At 42.4% G+C, this 11,070-nt stretch carries 9 protein-coding genes; 3 read left to right on the forward strand and 6 right to left on the reverse strand.

Going from position 1 to position 11,070, the window contains the following annotated elements; genetic code table 11:
• Positions 1-488: 488 nt before the first annotated feature.
• Together EO92_RS18670 and EO92_RS18675 are read right to left on the reverse strand one after the other, a co-directional pair.
• Positions 489-746: a hypothetical protein gene (locus tag EO92_RS18670; RefSeq protein ID WP_048172555.1), complete on the reverse strand. Its 258-nt coding sequence runs from the start codon at positions 744-746 to the stop codon at positions 489-491.
• Positions 747-782: 36 nt separating this feature from the next.
• On the reverse strand, positions 783-1,007 hold the full coding sequence (locus tag EO92_RS18675) for a hypothetical protein (RefSeq protein ID WP_048172557.1): 225 nt from the start codon (positions 1,005-1,007) through the stop codon (positions 783-785).
• A gap of 175 nt (positions 1,008-1,182) precedes the next feature.
• On the opposite strand from EO92_RS18675, the gene dinB reads away from it, so the two are divergent.
• The 3 genes from dinB (at position 1,183) to EO92_RS14245 (ending at position 4,527) form a co-directional block, all read left to right on the forward strand.
• Positions 1,183-2,292, forward strand: a complete 1,110-nt coding sequence (gene dinB, locus EO92_RS14235; RefSeq protein ID WP_048172564.1) for a DNA polymerase IV — start codon at positions 1,183-1,185, stop codon at positions 2,290-2,292.
• Between the two features lie 337 nt (positions 2,293-2,629).
• Entirely contained in the window at positions 2,630-3,673 is a 1,044-nt protein-coding gene (locus EO92_RS14240; protein WP_048133664.1) for an AI-2E family transporter, read from the forward strand.
• 107 nt (positions 3,674-3,780) lie between these two features.
• Entirely contained in the window at positions 3,781-4,527 is a 747-nt protein-coding gene (locus tag EO92_RS14245; RefSeq protein ID WP_048172559.1) for a histidine phosphatase family protein, read from the forward strand.
• 179 nt (positions 4,528-4,706) lie between these two features.
• Here EO92_RS14245 and EO92_RS14250 read toward each other — a convergent pair whose 3' ends face one another.
• From EO92_RS14250 to EO92_RS16820, 4 genes are all read right to left on the reverse strand, one after another.
• A complete protein-coding gene (locus EO92_RS14250; RefSeq protein WP_200896784.1) occupies positions 4,707-5,330 on the reverse strand; it encodes a SagB/ThcOx family dehydrogenase in 624 nt (207 codons plus the stop codon).
• A 105-nt stretch (positions 5,331-5,435) separates the two neighbouring features.
• Positions 5,436-5,711 (reverse strand): metal-sulfur cluster assembly factor, encoded by a 276-nt coding sequence (locus EO92_RS14255; protein ID WP_048172562.1) that lies wholly within the window; start codon positions 5,709-5,711, stop codon positions 5,436-5,438.
• A 933-nt stretch (positions 5,712-6,644) separates the two neighbouring features.
• Positions 6,645-8,612 carry a PAS domain S-box protein gene (locus EO92_RS16815; protein WP_052734375.1) on the reverse strand — a complete coding sequence of 656 codons (1,968 nt, stop codon included), beginning with the start codon at positions 8,610-8,612 and terminating at the stop codon, positions 6,645-6,647.
• 949 nt (positions 8,613-9,561) lie between these two features.
• Positions 9,562-10,689 (reverse strand): hypothetical protein, encoded by a 1,128-nt coding sequence (locus EO92_RS16820; protein ID WP_052734376.1) that lies wholly within the window; start codon positions 10,687-10,689, stop codon positions 9,562-9,564.
• Positions 10,690-11,070 lie beyond the last annotated feature (381 nt).

Raw genomic sequence — 11,070 nt, forward strand, 5'->3', positions numbered from 1 at the left:
GTTCAAGCCAGAGTTCAAGCCATAGTTCAAGCCATAGTTCAAGCCATAGTTCAAGCCATAGTTCAAGCCATAGTTCAAGCCATAGTTCAAGCCACAGTTCAGGCCGCAGGATTCGAATATTGAAGTTTATTGTAGTACAAGTTTTTAGGGAATTGGAACTTCAGTCAAAAATGAAAAAATTTATAGTTTCTATTAATTCCCTATAAAGTATATGTGAAGTTTAAAACATGTTCAGCAGCAAGACGGCTTCAGAATAATTCAGAACCGGTAAGCTATTCAACAGAATAGGCTCTATTATAGAAAAATATATTATAGTAAGATATATTTAATATTTGCATCTCAGGTTAGGGTGTCCATTTTATACCATGGAGATGGAGTTTCAGCACCCTGTATGAAGGGTCTGTCACATTGGAGCCAGCAAGAATCGGCCGTCGGTATCTCATTATTAAATTATGACAGCCCGTTTCATACTCACCTGACTTCACATTTTACGGTGATGATTTAATGAGGATAAATATTGCGCTGGCGTTGACATCAGTTGTCTTTATGATGACGTGGGTTACAGGTTTTGTATCCGTCATATTCCGCTCCATGTCTATTATAACACCGGTTTTTATAGCATCCGATTTACTCTTCATCACCATCATCGAATTGTTGAGCATTATCTCTCTTTTTGGTTCCTTGCTTTTCTTACTGGAAACCAGAAAAACACTCACTCGCTGGTATCTGACAATCCCTCTGTGCATTTCTCTATCTGCATTCGTTATAACAAATTTTCTGGTCTATTCTAATGGTAAATCATTTCTCGGTGACCCGGTAAGCGCAATAGAGACGCTCTGGATCATTATACTGGTGTTCCTGTCCCCCTGCTCTGCATTATTATTTTTAGCCTCAAATGGACACTGTGGTTCGACAAACGTATATGTTGCAGTTTCATCTGCAACCAGTGTTTTTTCTATGTTTTTTCTTATTCTCGCACTCAGAGAGATTTCAAAATGGTCGAGCATTGAGGCGGTGTTGTTGCCCCTGGCTTTTTACTGGACTATTTGCATGCCGGCTATAGGAGTGTGTTTTTTATCTAAAGCAACAATGTACGGGGCAGACAATGTACAGGAGGAACCGTCGGATTAATACTTTCACCCGACTTCCTCAAACCTTTTTTACATGTTTATTCTATCTTATGTGATGCCTGCCCCCAATCCTGAAACGAAAACTTCCGAAAGGCGAATTACCTTCCATGTAGATATGGACAGCTTCTTTGCGTCTGTAGAGGTCAGGGAGAGGCCAGAACTTAAAGGGCTGCCCGTAGTTGTGGGTTCCGATCCTGAAGGAGGGTCAGGAAGGGGAGTTGTAAGCACCTGTTCGTACGAGGCAAGAAAGTATGGAATTCACTCGGCAATGCCGATTTCACAGGCGTTCAGGCTATGTCCGGGTGCTGTGTTTTTGCCTGTGAACATGAAACTCTATGCAGGAGTCTCAGCAGGGATAATGGAGCTTTTGCGGGGGTTTGCAGAAAAGTTCCAGCAGGTCAGTGTTGATGAAGCCTATCTTATACCGGGGCCTGAGATCAGGAATTTTGAAGAGGCTGCCCTCTATGCTCTCAGGATAAAGGACGAGGTGCAGAGGCAGCAGGGGATCACCTGTTCTGTGGGGGTTGGGCCTAACAAGCTTATTTCAAAAATTGCTTCGGGTTTTCAAAAGCCCGACGGGCTTACAGTTGTCAGGCCTGAAGATGTTCGGGATTTTCTCTTTCCTCTGCCAGTTTCTAAGATTCCGGGAATTGGAAAAAAGACAACGGAAACCCTGAAAGAGATGGGAATAAGCAGGGTAGACGAGCTTGCAGACTGTGATGTCCAGTTGCTTTCGGAAAAGTTTGGAAAAATGGGGCTCAGGATGAAGCAGCTTGCAAACGGGCTCGACTTTGAAGAGGTCGTTGAAAAGGAAGGCGTAAAGTCAATCAGCAGGCACGGAACCTTTGCAGAGGATACGAATGACCCTGTGAAAATCTCCGGGTCCCTGGATATTCTTATAGAGAGCGTGCACGTAGCTCTCCTGAAACACCATTTTCTTTTCAAAACCGTAACCCTTATAGTGCGCTTTGAGGACTTTTCCACTTATACGCGCTCAAGGACTCTCCCTATCTGGACTTCTGATATCTTCGCGATCAAAAGGACAGCCATTCAGCTTTTGTCGGAATTCATGGGCAGGCGGAAATTCAGGCTTGTAGGTGTGGGGGTCACAAAATTTAGAGAAAGAGATGAAAGGCAGACTCTGATTACGGATTTTCTTTAATTGGGTTTCGCCTTTAATTGTCTAACTGCCTCTAATTGCCTCTAACTGCCTCTAACTGCCTCTAACTGCCTCTAACTGCCTCTAACTGCCTCTAACTGCCTCTGACTGCCTCTAACTGCCTCTGACTGCTTCTAACTGCCTCTAATTGCCTCTAATTGCCTCTAATTGTTTGATTGTCTAACTGCCTCCCACTTCCCCTCACTGCCTCTAACTCTTCGTGGCAGGTTTCACTGCAGGCCCAGCTTTTGCAATTCCAAATTCAGGTTCAGGCCCGGGTTGGACAGGGAGGAACTCTTATGCTTATATAATTTTATAATACAAAATCAGATTATATCTGATGGAAAGGTATGTTAGAACGGCACTGGCTCTTCTTCTTATTATTATCCTGAGTGCAGTTATTATTTATGCAGTTCTTCCGTACATAGACTATTTTTTTGGAGGCTTTATTCTTTCTGTAATCTTCAAACCCCTCTACCACTTTTTCCTGAAAAGAGCCCGGCTTAACAGGCAAATTGCGGCAGTTCTGGTAATATTTATTTCGATCTTCCTTATACTGATTCCCCTTTATTTTCTCATGAGTCTGGTTATCAGTGAAATCCAGCAGATTTTACTTGACCGGGAATCTATTATTATCTCTATTCAGTCCGAAAGTCAGCTTTTTAGCCATCTTTTTTCAAGAATTGATATCCCTTACGATATCCTCCAGACCGGACTAGATGAAAAAATAGTGGATCTGGTTTCGGAAGCCGCCAATTACCTGAGTATACTCATTCTGGGCTCGATTCAGAACATAAGCCAGCAGATAATTGGTTTCCTGATAATGTATTTTCTGCTTTATTATCTTTTAACAGGGGAAGATTCGGATTTTATGCAAAAAATCTTTGTGGCAATCCCTTTCAATAAAAAGAATACAGTTACTCTCCTGGACGAGTTCAGGAACATTGTCCGGACAACCCTGATAGCCAGCGGTGCCATTGCCCTGATCGAGGGTGGAATTCTGACTGCTTCCTTTATTGTTTTTGGAATCCAGGGAGCCTTTCTCTGGGGATCTATCGCAGCAATTCTGTCTTTCCTGCCCGTGGTCGGGACCCCTTTGATCTGGGTTCCTGCAATAATCATTCAGCTTCTCCAGCAGGACTATACTGCAGGAATAGGCATCCTTGTGACAGGAATTTTCATAACCATGGCAGACAACAGCCTCTTCAGGCCTGTAATCCAGAAAAAAGTAGGAGAAATTCATCCTTTCCAATCTTTGCTCGGGATTGTTATAGGAGTCTCCCTTTTCGGACTTGTAGGGATTATCATCGGTCCCCTTCTCCTGGCTTACTTTTACCTCACCGTAAAAATGTTTTCCGAAGAATACCTTTCGGATAAGGAGTGAGATGGATACTTTTATAGTCAACTCAGCAATTATACTCATTCAGCTTTAAAATTTAGAATTTTTTGTCTCAAAAAACAAGCATTAAGTCTTGGGATTGGAAGATCTGGATGAGTTACCTGATACTTGTACGACACGGGGAATCCGGCTGGAATGTTGACGGCAGGTTTGGAGGCTGGGTTGACGTCCCTCTGACCGGCAGGGGGATAGAAGAAGCCCTGCTCTGTGCTGCCGAACTTGAGGAGATTGGATTGGATCTTGCTTTTACTTCAAAGCTGGTCCGGGCGCAAGAAACCCTCTTTCTTATCCTTTCAAAGCAGAAGAAGATAGGGGTCTTTGTCCACGATGAAGCCGGGACAGGGAAAAGCAGGACCGAAAGAGGAGATGAAGCCGGGACGGACAAAAAAGAAAACCGGTATTCATATCCTCCAGAAACCGAAAAGAACCTTATCCCGATCTATTCCAGTGAAGCCTTAAACGAGCGCTATTACGGGATATTGCAGGGAAAGAAAAAGGACAAAATGAAAGAGAAATACGGGGAAGAACAGATCCTTCACTGGTGCCGGAGCTTTGACGAAGGGCCTCCTGAAGGAGAGAGCCTCAAAGATATCTATAGACGTGCAGTTCCCTATTTTGAAAAGGAGATCATCCCAGCTCTTCAGGAAGGAAAAAATGTAATAGTCTGCGCCCACCAGAACAGCTTGAGGGCGCTGATTAAGCATATCGAAGGAATTTCCAATGAAGACATCCGCAAAGTCAGACTGGCCAATGCAAGACCCGTTATCTACACGCTTTCCGGAGGAAGGTTGGTCAGGGAAAATGCTGAAATGGACCTGGCGGTGAAAAGGAACATCTGAGCTCTCTTTGAGCTCTCGCGGAGTTATTTTTTCGGGTCCATCCTGATTTGCCTGTAGCCGGAAAAGCATTTGAATGCAGTTTTATGCATTTATATGCAGTCCAGAGCATTTATCTGCAGTTCAAAGCATTTCTGTGCAATTTGAAGTATTTATGTACAATTTCATATGTTTATATGAGTTTATATGTAACCCAGGGGCAGGATATAGAGCGGATCTTCATTTGCGGGCATTTTAAGGACTTTTTTTACCTCCTCATCGTCAAAAGCTCCTATTGCACAGGTTCCGATTCCCAGTTCAACCCCGAGCAGGTATACATTCTGGGAGGCATGCCCGGCTTCCATATGGGCGTATCTGAGGCCTCTTTTTCCGTATTTGCTTGTTATGCGCGGGTAGACTGCAGAGATAACAAGCGAAACAGGAGCGTTGTTGACCATGCTCTGGGAAAGGGCGGCTTCAGAGAGCTTTGTCCTCATATCGCCAGAGATTTCCTGGATAAGGGAATGTTCTTCTGCAATGTACCTGTAGATCCCGGCTTCAAGTCCGCTGCCCTTCCCTATGACAATATGGACTTCAAGTGGGTAAAGTGCGCCTGCAGAAGGTACTGTCCTTAACTCCCCTTTTGAACTGATCCCCTGGGTTGCCCAGAGGAAACGAGATATTAGCGGCTCGGAAAGTTCTCTGTCGGCATATTCACGTAAGGACCTCCGTTTTGCAATAAGTTCCTCGATATGACTTTTGCCCGCAGCATCCGGTTCAGGCAGCTTGATCTTCATTGGCAGGTCGGTAAGACCCTGATTTCCCATATTTATTCCCCCACTTTTAATGCAAAGTTTTTAGTTCTTAATTTTTCAGTTCTTAATTTTTCAGTTCTTAATTTTTCAGTTCTTAATTTTTCAGTTCTTAATGTTTTATTTCGTTATCCTCTTCATTGCGTCTTCCGAAATCCTGTCCGGAGTCCAGGGAGGGTCCAAGACAAGCTCTACTTTGACCTCTTTTACCCCCTCGATTGCTTCTACCTTTCGTTTTACGTCCTCAGCAATAAGATCTCCCATGGGACATCCGGGCGTAGTCAAGGTCATCCTTATTCGTACCCGGTCTTCTTTTACCTCTATCCCATAAACAAGTCCGAGGTCAATAACGTTGATCGGAATTTCGGGGTCGTAGCAGCTCTTTAGAGCCTCAATAACTTCTTCTTTTGTAACGGTGGTACCATCCCCTCAAAGTGCAGGTCTGCAGTAATTTTATGTTCCCCATTAAATAAAAAGGCGAATGGAATTAAATATATTTCCCCGAAACTTCAGAATGGGTCGTTTTCCGGTTTTAATATATGCTTTCCGCAATGAAACTGTTCAAAAGCAGGTTGTCCGGAAACAGGGTATTTCAAAAGCAGGCTTGTTCAACTTAGAAACAGGCTTGTTCAGCCCAGAAATAGGCTTGTTCAAAAAAGGAGTTTTCAAAATATCTCAACTGCACACCAGGGCCGGGTTTGTGGTGTGTAGATATAGTAGATGTGGTAGATATGGTAGATGCGGTGGTAGATAATATATTTGGGTGTTTATGGTACCCGGCCCTGCGATGTGCAGTTTACGGTTCCAGACGTCGCGGTACTTTTTCAGTCTGTTTGGGTCTATTCGCATGAGTACTGATCTATGCCCCCCATCAGGGTTCACATAGTTAGGAACCAACGTGCTGGTGTGAGTTTTCTGTATCTACAGCTCACTAACTTATAATGTATTTCTCGTGGTTTTAACCCTCTCCAAACAGGATAATTTCGGAAGACTTATATACATGGAAAAATCTGAAGACTTCAGAACCGTTCATATGAAACAATTTTTAACTTAAATCTTTTTTTTGAGTTTCCCTTATATATCATTATCATACGGCTATATTCTCTTAAACATGGTAAAACCTCCGCAGAGGATAAACTTATATATTTGTTTTTCTGAAACCAAATTTATTACGCCTGTAGTTTTTTCTGTTTAAAAAGGAAATAGGCTAATTTTTCTCTCTTTTGTCCTCTGAGCGAGCGAAGACGATTAAAAATAGATATATAATTTTGTTGCTTAAAATGCGGAGGAATCCATTGTTTCTTTTGTTTGTTCTGTTTCTTTTGTTTCTTACTCCGCAAGCCTGGGACGTGCGAGGGCGATCAGGACTTCCTGTCCCCTCCATGATCCTCTACTGAATCTGGTTTCGGCAAAAATCTCTGTCCCTCCCCTGGCAACAAAGGGCACGCTGTACAGGGATGTTTTTCCTTCAAGGATTTCAGAAAAGTTTTTTGCGGCTTCAAGGACCCGGTTCTGGGGATGGAAGGAGAGGATATTCTTTCCAAGGAGTTCTTTTTCCGTATAAGAGAGGTGCTTGCGGAAAGCAGGATTAGAGTGTACAATGCAGCCTTCATGGTTCACTATGAAAATAAAGTCCTTTATACTTTTAAAGAGCCCCTGGAAGTCGCTGCTGGTTTGCTGGAGTTCTGCTTTTTCTTTTATCCTGCTGATCTCGTTTCCGAGTTCAAGGGCAATAGTTTCAAGCTGTCTTCTGGAAGTTTCGGGAATTTCGTCTGCCTTATGGGAACTGAGCTGTATGACTGCGGCAAAGCGACCACCTGAGTATACAGGAATAAAAGCAGCTGCCCGAAGCTTCTCTTCAGGTGGAGTCTCAAGAGATGCCATATTTTTAATCTCAAAATAGTGCCTGTAAACAGGTTTTCCTATCCTGAGCAGGTTTGCCAACCCCTGAGCTTTCCCAAAACCGGCCGCCGCTTTCACAAAAGCAGGGGACAATCCCCTGCAGGTCTTTAATTTCAGCTCGCTGCTGCCCTCGTCCATAAGATAGATACAGCCTGAATCCAGAGGCTCAACCTCAAGAGCCAGATCAAGGAGATGCTTTAAGATTTCCTGAAGTTCATCTGTGGAAGCAAGGGCAATGCCGGTATTGCGGCGGAGACGCAGGAAGTCAGAGCTTTGCCTTTTTTCAGTAACGTCAATAACTGTTCCGTACAGGTATTCGATATCCCCTTTTTCATTGGAATGTATAAACGTCTGCTCATCCACCCAGCGGACCTCTCCGGATGCTGTGAGAATCCTGTATTCCTGGATAAAGTCGTTTCTTCCTTCCTTATAATTTCTGAACAGGTTATCCCTTACCTTTTCAATATCAAGGGGATGGATAATGTCTTCATATGTAAGTTCTCCTGAGGTAAAAGACCCTGCCGGATACCCGAAAAGGATTACGTTTTCAGTTATGAATTCCACAGGCCGTTTTTCCCGGGGGCTGCTCAGAAAAACAACTACAGGGCTGCTGCTTACAATTAACTCCAAGACTTTATTTACTGTTAGTGAGTTTGAGAGGTCTCTTTTTATCTTCTTTTGCTCGCTGATATCTCTTGCAACTATAAGAACCGTGTTTTTGCCCTCGTAATCCATTACACGGGCTTCCACTTCTACCGGGATAGAGGTGCCATCTTTTTTCAGATAGGTGGTCTCAAAGGCAATTTTCCCTTCCTGGTATATTTTCTTAACCTGCCTGGAAAACTGGTTTCCATACCTGGTATCGATGTTTGCGGGAGCAAGCTTACGGAGTTCTTCTCTACTGTACCCCAGGTTAGTACACGCCCCTTCGTTTGTTTCCAGGAATTTTCCGTTCCTGTCCAGGATAATTATAATATTGCTGCTTGAGTTAAGCAAAGAGCTGAATTTCTGCTCCTCCTGCTCCAGCTTTTCTGCAAGTTCTCTGCAAGTGGTAATATCCGAAACAATCCCGAAATAACGGCTTATCCTGCCGTTTTTCCCGTACTGGATGAGAGTCCTGTCCTCAACCCAGCGTACGTTCCCGTTTTTAGTGAGGACCCTGTATTCCAGGGTGTAATCCTTAATTCCCCTTTCAGAGTTGCTTATAACCCCAAAATTAAAAGCTTCAAGGTCTTCAGGGTGAACTATGTCAGCATATAGAATTTTTCCCGCCTTAAAATCAGCAGGCTCATACCCGAGCCCTGATACGTTTGTAGAAGCAAACTCTACCGGAAAGCCAGCTTCGGCTTTTCTTATGAAAATGACCGGTGGAATACTTTCGAGGAATATTTTCAATTCTTCTTTAGATTCAAAAAAGTCGGGCAGCTCCTTTTCAGGAAGCCCCTTACCTGCGAACTTACTATGAGGGCTTTTTTCCGTAATGCTGATCCCCTGTTAAAATTAATATGGGCTAAGATGATATCTTCAGCTTATTTATAAAACTGTGTGTTATATAAAATAAGATCATTGATAAAACTTTCTTTCTCATTGTCAGTAGTTCCTAATATACTTAGTTCCGAAACCAGTTTTTTACATATGAATGTATAATCAAAAGTATATTGAAAATCATAACATCGGTTAGTTGAGACTATGCACAAATTTTACTTCAGGACTTTACAATACTCACATTTTTAGAACACATTATCAAAAACGTAATCTGAATCGATGAAATTAAGGCTTTTCTTGTGAACGATTGAGGAAAAATCGTAAACTAATGAGAATCGTCATTCGGAACTACGACAAATCGAAAATACTGTAAAATTGTAAGATGTTTCAAGATAAACTTCAGGTTTTAGAAGTTTGACTGAATAATAGAGTTCCATAATTGGTAAAGGTGATGGGTGCTGAAAAATATGACCACTTAAGAAGAATCTGTCAAAAACAGGACCAAAACTTTTTAGACTGCACGTCAGAGGCCGGCTTTGTGGTTGGTTGATGTGGTAGTCATATAGATACGGTGTATGATGTAGATAATGTGTTTTTTGGCATTTACAATGCCCGGTCATGTGCAATGCAGTTCATGACTAAAGAAGTCTAAAGAAGTTGAGGTACTTTTTTCGGGCTCACACAAGCAGTTCGCTATGCTGGTAATGTATTTACAGGTAAGTTGCGTGAAGGAAAATTGGGAGGGTGCGAGACCGAAAAAATAAGTTGAGAGTTAAAGTGACAGGCTTCCCTGTTAGATAACTCCTTTATTTTTTCAGTCGTTCTCTCCGATTCTGAACCTTTTTTCCTGTTTTTTGCTTTAGCGCATTCTGCCCCTTATTGTTGTAATCCCGATAAGGAGCGTTCCCACAAGACCTATTAGGAAGGAAGCCAGTTTAGAAGGTTTCTTTACGACCTCTGCTGCCTGAAGTGCTTCTTCTCTGATCCGGGGTTCTAGACCCTCAAGTCCGAGTGAGCCTGCAGTATCAAGAATTGATTGCTCGGTTTTCAGGGTGGAAGGGCTCTGACTCTCTGTTGAGAGGTCGGTGTTCGATTTCTGCTTTTTATCTAATCTGGTTGATTTTTTGATTTCATGATTAGATACTTCTGTCTGGGCTACGCCTGTAAAGCCTGTGTTTTCATAGGTGCCTGCAAAGTTTTCCCCGTTGTAAGCTTCTACTGTGGTTTCAGGCTCCAACCCTCCGCTATTGGAATTTGTTATTCCGTTGCCCGCCTCTCCTTCAGGTTCAGTTTCAACTTCAACAATTTCCAGGTTTTTTGACCCCTCACATGATCCGGTTTTCATTTCAGTTTTCGTTACGGGATTTTCTTCTGTTTCTTCTTTCTGTATTGTGGCCTTATAGGCACTTTCCAGGTTAGCTTTGCTGCAACTTTCTACTTTTCCTGCCTCCTGATTATTTTCAAGATTTTCCTGATTGTCAGTATCCTGGTTTGTTTCGGTTTTTATTCCAGTGCTCTCTTCAAGATTTTCCTGACTACCCGTGTTTTTTTCCGTATCTGTTTCTATTTTCAGGTTCTCTTCAGCACTTTCCTGATTATATGTACCTTCTTCTGAATCGAATTCTGTTTTCTGAATTTCCTCGAGACTTTCCTGATCATCTGAACTGCTTGATTCCTTTGTTATTATCTCAAGATTCTCAATGTCAGTTTCTTGATTATCTGTAGAGGTTCCAATATCTTCTTTTGAGTCCAGGTCCTCTCCAGTATTTTCTTCGCTTTGCACATCATTATCGGTTACTATTTTTAATTCAGGGTCTGTTCCTGCATTTTCAAGGCTGTAAGTATAGTTTCCCGGTCCTTTCTCGTCAACTTCGGTTCCTGATCCCGCCGATAATGAAATAAGTGAAAAAACAAGAATAAAAACTATCCAGATAACTATAAATCTCCTACATTCCATCCAATTATACTCAAGTGTTCCTTTTTTCATCAACCCACTTCTCAACCATCTTTTTCCTGTTTAATATCGAGTTTAAACCCTATTTAGAGTCCTTAGAGTCTGTTGGAGTATCTGCTTTTGAATTCCATTCTCTTAGAGCATTTGTTTTAGAACTCGATCCTTTTAATGTATATGATTTAGATCTTTAGCTGCCTGAAGTTTATTTTTCAGGATTTCACCTTCTTCAGGGCTTTAGAGATCTCAATTCCCTATAATTCAGCCTTGTTTGGCATCCATATCTTTATTAAAATATATATCTCTTATGAAACAGAATTGAAGTCTCTCATTCCATGCTGATTTCCGAAGCGAAAACCAAGCAAGGACTGAGGTATTTTGCTGTCACCACAATGCGAAAGCAAGTTGGATAACAGG

The sequence above is a fragment of the Methanosarcina sp. 2.H.A.1B.4 genome, from assembly GCF_000979385.1.
Taxonomy (GTDB): domain Archaea; phylum Halobacteriota; class Methanosarcinia; order Methanosarcinales; family Methanosarcinaceae; genus Methanosarcina.

Coding starts and splice junctions, on each gene's coding strand:
- EO92_RS18670 (WP_048172555.1), bottom strand. CDS start 746: ATGCACAGAGGGATTGTCAGATACCAGCGAGTGAGTGTTTTTCTGGTT.
- EO92_RS18675 (WP_048172557.1), bottom strand. CDS start 1,007: ATGCTCGACCATTTTGAAATCTCTCTGAGTGCGAGAATAAGAAAAAAC.
- EO92_RS14240 (WP_048133664.1), top strand. CDS start 2,630: ATGGAAAGGTATGTTAGAACGGCACTGGCTCTTCTTCTTATTATTATC.
- EO92_RS14245 (WP_048172559.1), top strand. CDS start 3,781: ATGAGTTACCTGATACTTGTACGACACGGGGAATCCGGCTGGAATGTT.
- EO92_RS14250 (WP_200896784.1), bottom strand. CDS start 5,330: ATGGGAAATCAGGGTCTTACCGACCTGCCAATGAAGATCAAGCTGCCT.
- EO92_RS16820 (WP_052734376.1), bottom strand. CDS start 10,689: ATGAAAAAAGGAACACTTGAGTATAATTGGATGGAATGTAGGAGATTT.